Annotated in this window: 16 protein-coding genes; 11 read left to right on the forward strand and 5 right to left on the reverse strand. The window is 71.9% G+C overall.

The features are described from left to right. Positions 1-15 precede the first annotated feature (15 nt). The 3 genes from ABGB05_RS02420 (at position 16) to ABGB05_RS02430 (ending at position 4,235) form a co-directional block, all read left to right on the forward strand. On the forward strand, positions 16-1,788 hold the full coding sequence (locus tag ABGB05_RS02420) for a protein kinase (RefSeq protein ID WP_347651677.1): 1,773 nt from the start codon (positions 16-18) through the stop codon (positions 1,786-1,788). Between the two features lie 150 nt (positions 1,789-1,938). Continuing rightward, positions 1,939-2,874 (forward strand): transporter substrate-binding domain-containing protein, encoded by a 936-nt coding sequence (locus ABGB05_RS02425; protein ID WP_347651452.1) that lies wholly within the window; start codon positions 1,939-1,941, stop codon positions 2,872-2,874. Beyond that, positions 2,871-4,235, forward strand: coding sequence for a hypothetical protein (locus tag ABGB05_RS02430; RefSeq protein WP_347651453.1), 1,365 nt, complete (start codon positions 2,871-2,873; stop codon positions 4,233-4,235). Before ABGB05_RS02425 ends, ABGB05_RS02430 begins: the two co-directional genes overlap by 4 nt. Before the next feature lie 96 nt (positions 4,236-4,331). On the opposite strand, the gene ABGB05_RS02435 is transcribed toward ABGB05_RS02430, so the two are convergent. From ABGB05_RS02435 to ABGB05_RS02445, 3 genes are all read right to left on the reverse strand, one after another. Then, positions 4,332-4,622 (reverse strand): hypothetical protein, encoded by a 291-nt coding sequence (locus ABGB05_RS02435; RefSeq protein ID WP_347651454.1) that lies wholly within the window; start codon positions 4,620-4,622, stop codon positions 4,332-4,334. A 272-nt stretch (positions 4,623-4,894) separates the two neighbouring features. Then, the gene (locus tag ABGB05_RS02440; protein WP_347651455.1) at positions 4,895-5,848 is read right to left on the reverse strand and encodes a DMT family transporter; all 954 of its coding nucleotides are present in this window, start codon (positions 5,846-5,848) and stop codon (positions 4,895-4,897) included. A 10-nt stretch (positions 5,849-5,858) separates the two neighbouring features. After that, a complete protein-coding gene (locus ABGB05_RS02445; RefSeq protein ID WP_347651456.1) occupies positions 5,859-6,641 on the reverse strand; it encodes a GntR family transcriptional regulator in 783 nt (260 codons plus the stop codon). Between the two features lie 320 nt (positions 6,642-6,961). Between ABGB05_RS02445 and ABGB05_RS02450 the strand changes: the two genes are divergently transcribed. Beyond that, on the forward strand, positions 6,962-7,162 hold the full coding sequence (locus tag ABGB05_RS02450) for a hypothetical protein (RefSeq protein ID WP_347651457.1): 201 nt from the start codon (positions 6,962-6,964) through the stop codon (positions 7,160-7,162). Continuing rightward, positions 7,162-7,470 carry a hypothetical protein gene (locus ABGB05_RS02455; protein WP_347651458.1) on the forward strand — a complete coding sequence of 103 codons (309 nt, stop codon included), beginning with the start codon at positions 7,162-7,164 and terminating at the stop codon, positions 7,468-7,470. Before ABGB05_RS02450 ends, ABGB05_RS02455 begins: the two co-directional genes overlap by 1 nt. A gap of 114 nt (positions 7,471-7,584) precedes the next feature. Here ABGB05_RS02455 and ABGB05_RS02460 read toward each other — a convergent pair whose 3' ends face one another. Then, on the reverse strand, positions 7,585-8,262 hold the full coding sequence (locus tag ABGB05_RS02460) for a Crp/Fnr family transcriptional regulator (RefSeq protein ID WP_347651459.1): 678 nt from the start codon (positions 8,260-8,262) through the stop codon (positions 7,585-7,587). A gap of 239 nt (positions 8,263-8,501) precedes the next feature. On the opposite strand from ABGB05_RS02460, the gene ABGB05_RS02465 reads away from it, so the two are divergent. The 6 genes from ABGB05_RS02465 (at position 8,502) to ABGB05_RS02490 (ending at position 14,291) form a co-directional block, all read left to right on the forward strand. Further along, positions 8,502-9,218, forward strand: a complete 717-nt coding sequence (locus ABGB05_RS02465) for an adenosylcobinamide amidohydrolase (protein ID WP_347651460.1) — start codon at positions 8,502-8,504, stop codon at positions 9,216-9,218. Positions 9,219-9,415: 197 nt separating this feature from the next. Then, on the forward strand, positions 9,416-10,615 hold the full coding sequence (locus ABGB05_RS02470) for a CapA family protein (RefSeq protein WP_347651461.1): 1,200 nt from the start codon (positions 9,416-9,418) through the stop codon (positions 10,613-10,615). A 177-nt stretch (positions 10,616-10,792) separates the two neighbouring features. After that, entirely contained in the window at positions 10,793-11,521 is a 729-nt protein-coding gene (nth, locus tag ABGB05_RS02475) for an endonuclease III (protein ID WP_347651678.1), read from the forward strand. Beyond that, positions 11,518-12,333 (forward strand): TlpA disulfide reductase family protein, encoded by an 816-nt coding sequence (locus ABGB05_RS02480; RefSeq protein WP_347651462.1) that lies wholly within the window; start codon positions 11,518-11,520, stop codon positions 12,331-12,333. Before nth ends, ABGB05_RS02480 begins: the two co-directional genes overlap by 4 nt. After that, on the forward strand, positions 12,330-13,022 hold the full coding sequence (locus ABGB05_RS02485; protein WP_347651463.1) for a CoA pyrophosphatase: 693 nt from the start codon (positions 12,330-12,332) through the stop codon (positions 13,020-13,022). The genes ABGB05_RS02480 and ABGB05_RS02485 overlap by 4 nt, the downstream gene beginning before the upstream one ends. A 90-nt stretch (positions 13,023-13,112) precedes the next feature. Continuing rightward, the gene (locus tag ABGB05_RS02490) at positions 13,113-14,291 is read left to right on the forward strand and encodes a MarP family serine protease (protein WP_347651464.1); all 1,179 of its coding nucleotides are present in this window, start codon (positions 13,113-13,115) and stop codon (positions 14,289-14,291) included. Positions 14,292-14,359: 68 nt separating this feature from the next. Here ABGB05_RS02490 and mycP read toward each other — a convergent pair whose 3' ends face one another. Continuing rightward, positions 14,360-15,562 (reverse strand): type VII secretion-associated serine protease mycosin, encoded by a 1,203-nt coding sequence (mycP, locus tag ABGB05_RS02495; RefSeq protein ID WP_347651679.1) that lies wholly within the window; start codon positions 15,560-15,562, stop codon positions 14,360-14,362. Between the last annotated feature and the right edge of the window lie 63 nt (positions 15,563-15,625).

A 15,625-nucleotide genomic window follows, 5' to 3' on the forward strand; every position in this document is an offset into this window, starting at 1 on the left:
CTGCCCCTGCCTGTTGTGCCGGGTCTGACCGACTTGCAGGTGATTGCCCGAGGTGGTTACGCCACCGTGTTCCGGGCCACCCAACAGTCCGTCGGGCGGGAGGTAGCGGTCAAGATCGAGAACCGTACTCTGGACGACGAGCGCGACCAGCGACGATTTCTCCGGGAGGCGCGGGCAGCGGCCCGGATGTCGTCCCACCCGCACGTGGTCGACCTCTTCGATGTCGGGGTCACCCAGGACCGGCACCCCTATCTGATCATGGAACTCTGCGACGGGTCGTTCGCGGACCGGATGCGTACCTCCCCGCTGAGCGCGGCCGAAGCCCGTGACGTCGGAGTGAAGATCGCCGACGCGCTCGCCGACGCCCACCAGTTCGGGGTGCTGCACCGGGACGTCAAGCCCGCCAACATCCTCTACTCCCGGTTCAACGACGCGACCCTGGCCGACTTCGGGCTGGCCGTCCTGGCCGAGGTCCGGGACTCCGCGATCACCCTGGAGGTGCTCACCCCGGCGTACGCGCCACCGGAGATGTTCCGGCACAGCCCGCCCTCGCCGGCCGTCGACGTGTACGCGCTCTGCGCCACCCTCTACGCGGTGATGTACGGCAAACCGCCGCGCTGGCAGGCCGACCGCAACCCCGGTCTGCTCACCCTGATGGAACTCTTCGCCGAGCCGATCCCGGAGCTGCCGGGTGTGCCGAGCCGGCTGTTGGACCTGCTCCGCTACGGGATGGCGAACGACCCGGCCGACCGGCCCAGCGCGGCCCAGCTGCGGGACCTGCTCGCGATGGTCTCCCTCGACTTCCCGGAGACCGGGGTACCCCCGATCTCCGGCGTGGTCGCGGCCGTGCCGGTCTCCCCGGGCCCGGTGCCCGGCACCCCGGTCTCCGGTGTCCCCGCCGGGACGATGCCGGCTGGGACGATGCCGGCTGGGACGGTGCCCGGCGGTGTCGGTCCGCCGGCCGCCGGGCTGACCGGAGCGACGTCGAACGGTGCGCCCGCCGCCGGGGCAACCGGGCCGGGCGGGGTGGCCGTGGCCGGTCCGGCGGGCGTACCGGGCCCGCGTCCCGCCCACACCCCCACCTCCGGCGCGCCGGCCCCGGCGGCACCCACCTCGGGCGGCGCCCCGCCGAAGGTCTACCTGTCCAGCGCCTACACCCCGCCGCCTCCCTGGACGGTCGGGCCCCGGACCGACCCGCATCCGACGGTTCCGCACTCCGGCCGTCGCCGACACCTGTACTGGTTCCTGGGCAGCCTGGGCGCCCTGATCCTGGTCGCCACCATCGCCGGCGGTTCCTGGTACGTCGCCCACCGAACCGGGTCCGGTCCGTCGCCGAACGGGGGCGGGCGCAGCAGCAGTGCCACTCCGGTCAACCCCGGCCCGTCTCGCAGTGCCAAGATCGGCGCGTTGCGCGGCTGCCTCGCCCCGCTCCCCTCCGGAGTCAGCTGTCCGGCAGAGCCGGAGTGCTTCGGACCGGTGCGGGTGCAGCGGGGGCGGGCGGAGGTCCGGACACAGTCCTGCGAGGGCCGGCACACCTGGGAGACGTACGCGTTGGGTGAACTGCCGGCGGGCCTCGACCCGGCCGACCACGCCACGGTGAAGCAGCATCCGGACGTGCAGGAGATCTGCAGCCCGTACGTGTTCCGGCTGACCACCACTTTGATCGAGGTCGACGGGTGGCGGTTCGAGGTGCTGCCGTCGCCGGCCGGGGGGACCGACCGGACCTTCCGGTGTCTGGCCGGCAAGGGGGTCAACGCACTCGGCGGCCCGACCCTCGCCCAGGGCTGAGCCCCGGCCGGCCGCCCTGTCGCCGGCTGACGGCCCGGTCCGCCCCGCGCCGGCGGGGGTCGGGGCGCGGTCCACCGTTCCGCGCGGTTACCACAGTGGACCTGATCGGCTACGCTGAGCGCTCGCTACTCCCTCCTCCGGAGGCCGACGATGCGCGACGAAACACACCGGGGCCGGGTCCAGGTGTTCGGCCGTACCCTCGCGGTTGTCCTCACCCTGCTGCTCGCCGCCGGCGCCGGCTGCGACGGCCGGGATCCGGGCGTCTCCGTCCAGGACAAGCTCCGGGAGTCGCACATCTACGGCCAGAGCAAACTGAAGATCGGGGTGGCCACCTTCGAACCGCTGATGGGCGGACTGGAGGACGGCAGGCACGTCGGCTTCGACATCGAGATCGCCCGCTACATCGCCGCCTCGCTCGGCTATGCCGGCGACGAGCGGATCGAGTTCAAGGCGCTCGACACCGAGGACCGCGTCCCCGCGCTGCAGAGCGGCCAGGTCGACATCGTGGTGGCGAGCTTCTCGATCACCGAGGATCGGCAGAAGCTGGTCAGCTTCGCCGGCCCGTACCTGGTCACCACCCAGGAGGTGATGATCCACAACAAGCACCGGGACGCCATCCGGACCATCGAGGACCTGCGCGACCCGAGGTACCGGGTCTGCACCAGCGGCGGTTCGACAAGCGAGGCGGAACTCGGCCGGCACGAGGTCAAGGCGCTGGTTGTCAAGAACGTCGGGGACTGTGTGGACGGGATCCTGGCGGGTCGCTACGACGCGGTCAGCTCGGACGAGACCATCCTGGCCGGCTTCCTCGCCCAGCACCCGACCCAGCTCCGCATGGTCGACATGCCGTTCGGCACCAGTGAACAGCTCGGCGTCGGGGTGCCGATCAGCGATCCGGCACTACGCGACCTGGTCGCGTACTTCCTGCAGAAGAGCTACCTGGAGGGGCGGAAGGGCCGGACCAGCCCGTGGCTGGCCGCGTACCACAAGCATCTCGGGCCGTGGCTCGGCGCGGACCGGGAGCAGCCGCCGCCGCTGGACGTGCCCGACCTGGTGGACTTCGACGAGAAGGCGCCGCCGAGATGAGCACGGCGGGCCGGGAGGATGCCGCCGTACGCGGGCCGGCCGCCGTCGCGTCCGAGCCGGCGCAGCCGTCGTCCGCGCCGCTGACGGTCCGGCCGGGCGTTCCGGCATCTGGAGGTTCAGCACCGACGGGTACGCCCACGGCGGCCCGGACCGGGCGGGATACGGACCCGGACCTGCCGCCGGACGGGGACGGTGACCTGCCGACGACGTACGTCGGAAAGGGTGCCGAACCCGGCGGTGGAGCCCCCGCAGCGGATCCGACGGATCAGCGGTCCCGGGCGAGCCAGTCGTTCTGGACCCTGGCGGTCGGCGTACCGGCGCTCTTCTCCGTCCTCCGACTCGGGGTGGAGGCGGGCGGTGAGCTGCAGACCACGCTGCTGCTGGTGGCCAACGTCAACCCGGTCAACCTCGCCGCCGCGCTGGTCACCACGGCGGCCCGACTGGTCTCCGCCGGCCTGGTGGCGATCTTCGCAATCGGCGGCACGCTGGCGGTCAGCGCCGAGGCCGCGCCGACCCACCGGATCGGGCGCCGTCCGCCGCTCTTCGCCCGGTGGCGGCGGATGACGCCGCACTGGGCGGTGATCGCCTGTTTCGGGATCGCGCTCGCCACCTGGCCGATCCTCTACCTGCCGCTGCTGTTGCCGGCGTTCGCCGCCGCGTTCCAACTCTCCCCGGCGACGGTGGAGGACCGACGGATTCCCCGGGCGCTCGGGCTGCTCACCCTGCTGGCCGGGTACGGGGTGCTGATGGCGCCGACGCTGGGTGCCGGGTGGACACAGCGGGAGTATTTCGCGGTACTGGTGATCGCGGCACCACCGCTGCTCGCGCTTCTTGTCGCCGGGCCGATCCCGGCGGCGGTGGCCCGACCGGTGGCGATGACGACCCAGCTGGCGGTGCTGGTCACGCTCTGCTGGGCGGCGTTACCGGTGATCACGACCCCGGTGCTGCCGCTGACCGTGACCACGGTCCGGACCGGCGGAACCGCCGTACCCGGCGAGCCCGACGACGACACCGGCCCGGAGCGCGGTACCGGTCCGGAGCGCGGTGTCGTGCCCGACAGCGGGACCGAGCCTGACGGCGGGACCGAGCCTGACGGCGGGAGCGAGGATATCCGTGGTCACGTCATCACCGTTGACGACGTCCACGCGGTGATCCTGCAGGAACGGGGCGGGGTGCGGTACGTCTCGGTCGAGCGGATCGAGGCCCAGGTGCTCTGCCCCACCGAGGGTGAGCTCCCCCGGTACCGGCTGCGGGTGTGGGGCTTCCACGTCGAGGACTCGCTGCTGGAAGGGCTGGGCCGGCGGGTACGGCCGGTCAACCGGGTCGACGCCGCCTGCCGCATCCCACCCGCCACGAACTGACCCCCGTCGACCGCACCACGTCCGCCGCTCACCGGGCCATCGCCACGTAGTGCAGGGTGGCGACGTACCCGCCGGTGGTGACGGTGAGCGGGATCGTCACCGGCTGTTGCTGGTCACGGTCATCATCACAACGCCCTCCTGCTGCAGGGTGTCGCCCGGGATGCCGGTCAGCGCGAACTCCGGGGTCAGGTCGGTGAGCGTGATCGACCGCTCGACCACGGTGGTGGTCGAGGTGCAGCCGGGGGTGCTGCCCGGCGGCGGGCAACTGCTGCCCGGCGGTCCGCCGGTCACGATGATGATGGCCTCGACGGCCCCCTCGGGTTGCGCCCATGCGGGCGACGCGAGGAGAGCGAGGCAGGCGATGGTCGCCAAGAGCCGGACCCGCAACTTGCCGATAGGGGTCGTTCCGCAGTCGGTAATTCGAAGAGGATTCGTGCCAGGTTTGTTGACGCTGTTATGCGTGGATAGTACTTTGTGCGCTACTTCACGCTTTTGTGAAGTTGACTCATCGCTCTTGACCGAGGGGCAGGGCAACAAAATGGACGACCCGGTGGAGGAGATCCAGGAAGCTCTGGACGATCTCGAGGACGCGTTGGAGGACATCGGCATCGACGTCGAACTCGACGGCGAGTGAGTGCCCGGGGTGGCCGGGTCGCCGGTCACCCCGTACCCCGACCAACTCCACTCCGGACATTACCGGGTCGGCGTACCGCCCGGTGCCGCCGGACGGTGGCCGGCGCGTCCCGGCTGTTCGACCGGGCCAGCGCCACCCCGGCGAGCACCAGCAGCATCCCGCCGAGCATCGGCAGGGTGGTCGGCTCGTTCACCACCAGGGCGCCGAGCACCACCGCGACAACCGGCAGCAGGTAGGTGGTGGTCGAGGCCGTCGTCGGCCCCTCGTCGGTGATCAGCCGGTAGTTCAACAGGTACGCGACACCGGTGCCGAGCACCCCGAGGACCAGCAGACTCACCACCGCGTCGGTACGCCAGGTCGGCGCCGTCAGCCCGCCGACCGGCACGGCGAACCCGATCAGTACGGCTCCGACCGCGAGCTGACACGCCGCGAGCATGATCGGCGGAATCCCCCGGTTGGTGAGGAACCGGCCCTGGTAGACGTAGCTGACGCCGTAGCTGGCGGAGGCGACCAGGCAGGCGAGGCCGCCCCAGCTCGCGATCTCACCGGCCGACTGCCACGGCGAGAAGATGAGCACGGTTCCGGCGGAGCCGAGCACGATGCCGAGCCCACGCCGGAGACCGGTCACCCGGTCGGTGCCGGCGAGGAAGGCGATCAGGACCGTCCACACCGGCGTGGTCGCGTTGAGCACCCCGGCGACGTTCGAACCGACGGTACGTTCGCCGTACCCGACAAGGGTGTACGGGATGACCGTGGCGACCAGGGCGGCGATCGCGAGATGCAGCCAGGTCCGGCGGTCGGTCGGCGGACGCAGCCCCCGGGCCAGCGCGATCGGCATCAGTACGGCCGCACCGAGGACCAGGCGGACGAGCACGATCTGCACCGGGGCGAAGCCCTGCAGCGACAGCTTGATCCAGAGGAAGCCCGAGCCCCAGAGCAGGGCGAGCAGCCCCAGCCGGAGCACACTGCCGCGCCGCATCCCGGCTCCCTCAGTCCTCAACCGGCATTTCGTAGTCGAGCCCGTTGAGATCGGCCCGCATGACGAAGCGGGTCACCTCAAAGGGCCGCTGCTTGTCGTCGAGGCTGGTGTGCAACACCTCGATGACAGGTACGCCGGGCGGGATCTGGAGTCCCTCCGTCTCGTCGCGGCTCGGCATCCGGGCGGAAATCTCCTCCCGGATTCGGCTGATGACGTAGCCGAGGTCCTCGAACCGGGCGTAGATGCTTCCACGGCCGAGTACCTGCTCGCTGGCCAGTGGTGAGGTGCCGGCGACTGCCTCCGGGATGTACGTAACGCCCACCTGTACGGGTTCGTCGTCGGCGAAGTACCAGTTCTCGCGGCGGACCACCGTACTCGCTTGTGGATCGACTCCGAGTCGCTGAGCCACATCGGCCGGTGGCAGCTCTCGGGTGACCGAGCGACATTCGGTTCGTGGCGTCCGACCCTGCTTGGTCACCTCGATCCGGAACGGGGAGACGCCGGTCTCCTCGCGCAACCTTCGCGAGTACCTGTTGGCGCCGAGACGCATCAGCGGCGGTCGGCTCCGCACGAACGCGCCGCGTCCGTGCTGGCTGATCGCCAGACCTTCGCGTTGAAGGATCGCGATGGCTTCTCGGGCGGTGTTGCGGGCGATCCCGTACTGAGCGGCGAGTTCTCGTTCCGAGGGCAGTTTTCTGCCCGCCGGCAGGTCGCCGCTTGTGATGGCGGCACGCAACTCGTCAGCGACACGCCTACTTGGGGGCTGCCTGTCAGAGTTCGCTGCCTGGCCCATGTGGATTCGCCGCCTCCTGTGAAGTTCCCTCGCACAGCCTAGCCCAACTGGCTCAAGCCACCTATTGACGGAGACGTTCATCTCTGGTCAACTGGCTTAAGCCAGTTTTCACTCCTGGTGCTCTGCGGAGCTTTCGTGTTCCCGAACCGGAGACGGCGGTAGGACCTTTCGTCGGCAAGCGGTAGGCCCTGCGCACCGTGCCCATCCGCAGGCGGTGTGGGACCCGGTTCCCCTTCCGGTCCCACACCGCCTGCCCCGATGGCGGTGTCTGCTGCTCCGGGCACGGCCGCCGAACCCGTCAGCCGAATGGAGATCCGGGGATGAAGCTGTGGATCGGATGGCGTACCCGCCGTCAGAGACTCGCCGCGCAAGGCGAACAGGCCGCCCGCGAACAGGACGCCGCCGAGGCGGAGGCTGCCCGGCAGCGGGTCCTCGATCTGGCCCGTCTCCAGCGGTACGACGACGGACACGGCACCGTGGGCTGGAACAGCCGGTGCTGGCACCGCTTCCGGAGCCGGTGATGGCCGACGAACGACCACCGGTAATCAAGCCCGAGGTCGTGATTCCCGACCTGCCTGAGGGCAGCCTGCTGCGGCTGGCCCCCGCCGACTGGTCACACGGCGCCACGCTGCCGGTCGGGGCGTGCGTTCAGCTGACCCTGAGCCGGATCCACCGCAACGTCACCCGCCACGACGAGTCTGGTTGCTGGGTCTGGGTCGTCGGACACGAACATCCGGCCTGCACCTGGCCACACGTGGAGCCGCACCCGCCATGCCTGCAACTTCCGGTCCGGGTCGGCGCCCTCGACGCGTCGGCGTCGCGGCCGTGATCCGGATGGGGAGCCGGGCGGCCCGGGCCCCGGACACGCCGCTGCCGACCGGTTCCTGACGGAGGACCGGTCGGCAGCGGGACAGCAGGCAGCGGCGGCTGCGTGACGTACGGGTCAGACCCGGGCGCGCCGGGCCAGCCGCTCCGGGTCGAGGATGATGATGCTCTTGCCGTCCAGCCGGAGCCAGCCACGCGAGGCGAAATCGGCCAGCGCCTTGTTGACGGTCTCCCGGGAGGCGCCGACGAGTTGGGCGATCTCCTCCTGGGTCAGGTCGTGGGTGACCCGGAGTACGCCGCCGTCCCGGGTGCCGAACCGGCCCGCCATCTGGAGCAGGTTCTTCGCCACCCGGCCCGGAACGTCGGTGAAGATCAGGTCGGCCAGGTTGTCGTTCGTCCGGCGCAGCCTGCGGGCGAGCACCCGGAGCAGCTGCTCGGCGATCTCCGGCCGGTTGTTCAGCCACGGCCGCAACGCCTGCTTGCGCAGTCGGGCCAGCCGGGTGTCGATCACCGCGGTGGCGGTCGCCGTACGCGGACCCGGGTCGAAGAGCGACAGCTCACCGACCATGTCCGACGGGCCCATCACGGCGATCAGGTTCTGCCGGCCGTCGGCAGCCCGCCGACCAACCTTGATCTTGCCGCTGAGCACAATATAAAGACTGTCGCCCGGCTCGCCCTCGTTGAAGACGATCTCGCCCTTACGGAACTCGATCGTCTCCATGTCCTTGGCGAGCGCCTCGGCAGCCTCCGGGTCGACACCCTGGAAGATTCCGCTGCGGGCCAATACCTCGTCCATCGCGCCACCTCCGCCTACGCGGGCCGCCTGCCCCCGGTTGAGTTCCCGGTCGTGATCCGCCGCGCGCCGCCAAGTCTAGGCGCATGTGAAGAGTAATCGGAGCTGCACCCCTGGAATCTTGATCCGTCGCGAACCCGACGTCGACGTATTGAGCAGGGAATACGTGCCCGTTCAGGGCGAAACCGGTGTCGGCCGGGTGGGCCCGGGACAGCGTCGGGACGTCTCGTAGGGTCGACCGGATGTGGGCCGAGCCGGTACTCACCCACCGTCTTGAGGACGGGTGGGACATTCCGCTGCTGGTCTGGCGACTCGCCAGCCCGGCGCTGGCGATCAGTTCCGGGCCGCTCGGCGGCGGGATCGGCGTACGGCAGTGGGTGGTCAACGCGACCGTGCCGATGACGTACCGGCGGGACGACCCGGACGCCCACCTGACAGCCCTGGCCGACCAGCTCGACCTGCGCGGACCCGGCGTCGGACTGCTCACCGGGGTGGACGTGACCGAGCGGGTGAGCGCCGTCGACCAGGATGTCCGGGTCTGGGCCACGGTGGGGCTCGGTACCCCGATCTGGGCCGCCGAGGCCGGTGAGCCTGCCGAGGCCGACGAGGTCGGGGCGGTGGACGCCGAACCGGCACGGCCGGTCGGGACCGTCAACATCGTCGCGCTGCTGCCCGTACGCCTGAGCGAGGCCGCCCTGGTCAACGCCGTCGCCACGGTGACCGAGGCGAAGGTCCAGGCACTCCGGGAGCTGGGCCTGCCCGGCACCGGTACGCCCACCGACTCGGTGACCCTGCTCTGCCCGCCCGACGGCCCCGTCGCCCCGTACGGCGGACCGCGCTCGCGCTGGGGTGCCCCGCTCGCCCGGGCCGCCTGCCGGGCGGTCCGGACCGGCGGCGCCACCCCCTGCGTGCCCTGGTCCGACCAGCCGGCCCGGCGGGCCGGTGTCGCCCCGGGCTGACGTCCAGCCGGTCCGCCCCCGAGCGGCGTCGCCCCGGGCCGAGTCGCGGCCGGTCCGTCCCGTGTCGGCCGCAGCCCTGACCAGGGGCGGCCTCGACGGTGGGCGGCCCTGACCGGGGACGGCAACCAGATCGGCGGCGGAAAGCTGGCCTGACGGCTGTCGCCCGCCCGGCCGCCCGACGGTAACGTCGGCGGGCGATGTACGACACCGATCCGCCCACGCCGCGGCCCCGTCGCAAGCGACGGCGGTCCGGCCGGCAGACGCTGCTGATCGTGACCGCGGTCCTCGCGGTGCTGCTCGGCGTCGGCGTCGCCGGGGTGGCGATAGTCGACATGGCGGACGACAGGACCACCGGACCGGCCGGCGCGACCGGAACCGACGGCTCCCCCTCGACCGGGCCGTCACCGACCGGTGAACCCGAGCCCAAGGTCATCACGATGTCCGCCACCGGGGACATCGTGCTGGGTAACGCGCCCGGCCGGCTGCCGGCGAACGGCGGCAAGGGCTTCTTCAACTCGGTGCAGAAGGCGCTCGCCGCCGACCTGGTGATGGGGAACCTCGAGGAACCGCTCACCGATGACACCGGAACCGGCAAGTGCGGCCCCGGCTCCAGCAACTGCCACCAGTTCCGCGCCCCGCCGTCCTACGCCAAACACCTCGCCGACGCCGGCTTCGAACTGCTCAACCAGGCCAACAACCACGGGTACGACTACGGCCGGGCCGGCTACCGGAACACCCAGGAGGCGCTGGAGAAGTACGACCTCCAGCACACCGGCGCGCCGGACCAGATCACCGTCGCCGAGGTCGAGGGCGTCAGGGTGGCCGTCGCCGGCTTCTCGTCGTACGCCTGGTCGAACAGCCTGATCGACATCAAGAAGGCGAAGAAGGTCGTCGAGAAGGCCGACCGGATGGCGGACCTGGTGGTCGTGCAGGTGCACATGGGCGGCGAGGGCGCGGACAAGACCCGGGTCCGGCCCGGAACGGAGATGTTCCTCGGCGAGAACCGGGGTGATCCGGTCAAGTTCTCCCACGCCATGATCGACGCGGGCGCCGACCTGATCGTCGGACACGGCCCGCACGTGCTGCGCGGGCTGGAGTTCTACCAGGGGCGCCTGATCGCGTACAGCCTCGGCAACTTCGCCGGTGGCGGCGGGACACTCAGCAACAACGGACGACTCGGCTGGGGCGGGATCCTCAAGGTGTCACTGGCCGCCGACGGCAGTTGGGCGGGCGGGGAGTTCGTTCCGACGTACATGAACGGTGAGGGGAAGCCGACCATGGACGGCCAGAAGCGCGGCCTGGGCCTGGTCCGCGACCTGTCCCGGTCGGACTTCCCGAAGACCGGTGCCCGGTTCTCCGCCGACGGCGAGATCTCCCCGCCCGGCGACGACACCTGAGGCCGGGCGTGGGCTCCGGGGCGCGCCCCGCGACGTAGGCTGGCCGGCGTGAGCGCGACAGACGATTCCGTCGACCCCGAGGTCGCGGTGGTCGGTGTCGGGGCCGGCCGACCCCGTATCCGGCGGCTGAATCCGACCGCGGAGTCCGATCTCGGTCGGAAGCGGCGGGCCCGGCGGATGGGCCGGTTGCTGACCGAGACCCACCCGGACGCGCACTGCGAGCTCGACCACGAGGGCCCGCTGCAACTGGCGGTGGCGACGATCCTTTCGGCGCAGTGCACCGACAAGCGGGTCAACGAGGTGACGCCGAAGCTTTTCGCCCGGTATCCCACCGCCGCCGACTACGCCGGGGCGAACCGTACCGAGCTGGAGGAGATGATCCGGCCGACCGGCTTCTTCCGGAACAAAACGACCTCGCTGATCAAGCTCGGGCAGGACCTCGTCGAGCGGTACGACGGCCAGGTGCCGGGGCGGCTCGTCGACCTGGTGACCCTGCCGGGAATCGGCCGGAAGACCGCCAACGTGATCCTCGGCAACGCGTTCGACGTACCGGGGATCACCGTCGACACCCATTTCCAGCGTCTGGTCCGGCGGTGGGCGTGGACCGCCGAGAGCGACCCGGTCAAGATCGAGCACGCCGTCGGGGCGCTCTTCGAACGGCGCGACTGGACGATGCTGTCGCACCGGATCATCTTCCACGGCCGCCGGGTCTGTCACGCCCGCAAGCCCGCCTGCGGCGCCTGCACGCTGGCCCGGTTCTGCCCCTCCTACGGCACCGGACCCACGGACGCGGCCGGAGCGGCGAAGCTGCTCAAGGGTCCACGGGCCCGCGACCTCGCGGTACAGGCGGGAGTCGACCCCGACCTGGTGCCGGTGCAGGCTGTCGTCGCGGACGACGTACCGTGAGCCGCCGACTCGGGATCCGTACCGGGACCAGCCGGATCCGTACCGCCAGCAGCCGACTCGGGGTCCGTACCGTGAGCGGCCGGCCGGCCCGGACCGGACCGCAGCTCCGCCACGTCCGCCACTCGGCGCTCGGCGGCCTTCTGCTCGGCGTGCTGCTGCTCGCCACCGCCTGCACCGGGTCGTCGGACCCGGCGGAGGGCCGGCGTTCCGGGGCGACCGACCAGGGCGGAACGACGACAGCGTTCGCCGACTGCGCGACCCTGAGCACGCCACTGACCGGCGCGTCGGCCGGGACGGCACCGGCCGGCACCCCGACGCCGGGCGGCAGCGGGACCCCGACCGGCAGCGGGACCCCGACCGGCACGGCGACGCCGGGCGGCACGACGGTCCGGCCGTTGCCCCGGCTCTCCCTGCCCTGCCTGGTCGGGGAGAGCACCGTCGAGGTCGGCGCGCTGCGCGGACCCGCCGTGATCAACCTCTGGGCCTCCTGGTGCCCGCCGTGCCTGAAGGAGCTGCCGGTGTTCCAACGCTTCGCCGACCAGGCCGGCGGGGCGGTACGGGTGATCGGGGTGAACAGCGGCGACGACCGCGACGCCGCGCAGTCCCTCGGCGCGGACTTCGGGCTGCGCTTCCCCAGCCTCTTCGACCGCGACAAGCGGCTGCTCCGGCACGCCAAGCGCCCACTCGTACCGGTCACCTTCTTCGTCGACGCGGAGGGGCGGATCCGGCACGAGGACCAGACCGGGGCGTTGGACTACGCCGAACTCACCGAGCTGGTACGCGAGCATCTGGGGGTGACGGTACGGCCGTGACCGAGCGCGAGCTGCCCACGTGGTGCGAGCCCCTGCTCGTCCGGGTCCGGTCCGCGCGCGCCGAGGACTTCACCCGGCTGCGTACGCCCCGGAACGGGGGACGGGACAGCGCCGTCCTCATCCTGCTCGGCGAGGATCCGGAGCACGGGCCGGACGTGCTGATCCTGCAACGGGCGGCGACCCTGCGTACCCACGCCGGCCAGCCGGCCTTTCCCGGCGGCGCCTGCGACCCCGAGGACACCGACGCCGCGTCGACCGCGTTGCGTGAGGCGTACGAGGAGGTCGGGCTCGACCCGGCGAGCGTCACGGTGCTGGCCGAACTGCCCCGGCTCTGGATCCCGGTCAGCAACTTCGTGGTCACCCCGGTCCTCGCCTGGTGGCACCGGCCGCATCCGGTGCACTCCCGGGAACCGGCCGAGGTGGCACACGTGGCCCGGCTGCCGATCGCCGAACTGGTCGACCCGGCCAACCGGGTTCGGGTCCGGCACTCCAGCGGCTGGATCGGCCCGGCCTTCCAGGCCCGCGGCATGCTGGTCTGGGGCTTCACCGCCGGGGTGCTCGCCGCCCTGCTCGACATGGCGGGCTGGTCGCGTCCGTGGTCCCAGGACCGGGTACTCGACCTGCCGCCGACCCCTCCACCGCCGCCGACGGTCGGGTCCGACGAACTGACCGGGCCGGCGGCCACCTAGCCGGCCGGGCATCGGCACGACCGGCCGGGAGATCGGACGGTCTGCGTCGCGGCCGGGCGAACTCACAGCTGGCCCCCGTACCCTGAACGGGTGTCGGTGGTGGATGTGGTCCTGGTCCTGCTCATGCTGCTCTTCGCGATCAGCGGCTATCGGCAGGGCCTGGTCATCGGCCTGCTCTCCTTCGCCGGCTTCTTCGGCGGTGCGCTGATCGGGCTGCAGATCGGACCGCTGCTGGCCGACCGGTTCTCCAGCGGTGTGACCCGGGTCGTGGTGGCGTTGATCGCGGTGTTCGGGCTGGCGGTACTCGGCCAGGCGCTCGCCGGTTGGCTCGGTTCCCACCTGCGGCACGCGATCACCAGCAAGATCGGTCGCAGGGTGGACGACGTCGGCGGCGCGGTCGTCTCGTTGTTCGCCGTGCTACTGGTGGCGTGGCTGGTCGCGGTGCCGCTGGCCTCCTCGTCGATGCCCTGGCTGGCCAGTGCGGTACGCAACAGCGCCCTGTTGACCGTGGTCGACCGGGTCCTGCCGCCGGAGGCCCAGACACTGTCCCGGGCGCTGCGGGACACCGTCGACACCAACGGCTTCCCGGAGGTTTTCGGCGGGCTCGCCACCACCCGGTCCCGCGAGGTGGCCTCCCCGGACCCGGCGCTGGCGAACTCGCCGGTTGTGGTCAACGGCCGACGCTCGGTGGTGAAGGTGCTGGGTACGGCCGACATCTGCGGACGTCGGATCGAGGGGTCCGGCTTCGTGTACGCCGAGGACCGGGTGATGACCAACGCGCACGTGGTCGCCGGCACCCGGACCGTCTCGGTCGAGTTGAACGGCGACCGGCACAGCGCCCGGGTGGTCGTGTACGACCCGAACCGCGACCTGGCCGTGCTCTTCGTACCCGGTCTGTCGGCCCCGGTGATGCCCTTCGCGAGCCGTGAGGCGGCGGTCGAGGACGACGCGATCGTGCTCGGCTTCCCACTGGACGGCCCCTACAACGCGCAGCCGGCCCGGATCCGCGACGTCGGCGACATCCCCGGCCCGAACATCTACGAGTCGGGACGGGTGACCCGGGAGATCTACACGATCCGGGGACTCGTCCGCAGCGGCAACTCCGGCGGGCCGCTGGTCGGCCCGGACGGTCAGGTACTCGGGGTGATCTTCGCGGCGGCGGCGGACGACCGGAACACCGGCTTCGCCGTCACCGCCGACGAGGCCCGGTCGACGGCGACGGCCGGGCTGGAGCGTACCCGGGCGACCAGCACCGGCGACTGCACCTGACTGACCGACGAGGGCCGGCCGTCCGTGGGGACGGCGGTGGGTGAGCCTCCAGGGGGTGAGGGGGGCGATCAGTCCGGTTGTCGGTGCCGGCTGAACCGGCGGACCGCGAGCACGCCGCCGACGACCACCACGAGGAACAGGGCGACCCCGTTCCAGAGCCCGTCCATCCCACCGGGGATACGGCCACCCGCCGGCTCGGCGTCCCAGTTGCCGGAGCGCCCGGAGGCCGCCGTACCGATCTCGTTCCGTTCGTCGTCGCGGGCGTCCTCGGCCTGCTCGTGCCCGGGCGCCGCACCGAAGCCGGCGACGCCCGGGGCGGCCTCGCCGTCGTCGAGCGGATTGTGGTCGATGGCGGAGACCTCGCCGTTGAGCGCGGCGACCGGGTCGACGACCCCGAAGCCGAACTGGTCGTCCCGGCCGGCCGGTCCGATGTCCCGGGCGGTGCTGATCAGCCGGTTGACCACGTCGCCGGCGGACATCTCCGGCCAGTGCGAGCGGACCAGCGCGGCGGCGGCCGCCACCAGCGGGGCGGCGAAACTGGTGCCCTGGACCCGCCAGAAGCCGCCCGGTCGGGCACCGGTGAGGCCGGTGGCCGGGGCCGAGAGCACCGTCTCCTGGCCGGTGATCGCGCCGGACCAGAGGGCGTTGCTCTCCCGTTCCAGGCCGGTCACCGCCACCACACCCGGCTCCCGCGCCGGATACCAGACGTCCTTGCTGGAGGACGAGCCGACGTTGCCGGTGCAGGCCACGACCACCACGTCCCGGGCGAACGCGTAGTCGAGGGCGGCGGCCAGCGCGGGGCTGTCGCCGGTGCCGCCCAGCGACAGGTTCACCACCCGGGCGCCGTTGTCGACGGCCCACCGGACGCCCTTCGCGACGATCAGAGCATCGTCGTAGCGGTTCTCCTCGTCGAGGACCCGGACCGGCAGGATCTTGGCCTTGGGGGCGAGGCCGACCACGCCCCGGTTGTCGTCGCCGCGCCCGGCGATCAGCCCGGCCACGGTGGTGCCGTGTCCGACCGGGTCGGTCTGGCCGTTGCCGATGCCGGTCACCAGGTCGATGCCGGGCAGCACCTGCCCGGCCAGGTCGGCGTGGCTGGCGTCGACCCCGGAGTCGATGACGGCGACCGTCACCCCCTTGCCGGTGGAGACCCGCCAGGCGTCCCGGGCGTGGAACAGGTCCAGTTGCCACTGCTCGTCGCGGATCGGGTCGGTCCTGACCGGCAGGCCCACCGGCCGGGCCGGTACGACGGTGGTCGCCGACCGGGCCACGGCGGACTCCGGTACCACGGCGGACCGGGGCACGGCGGCTGACTCGGGCACGGCGGCGATCGC

Source organism: Plantactinospora sp. B5E13 (assembly GCF_039871775.1).
In the GTDB taxonomy this organism is placed as follows: Bacteria; Actinomycetota; Actinomycetes; order Mycobacteriales; family Micromonosporaceae; genus Plantactinospora.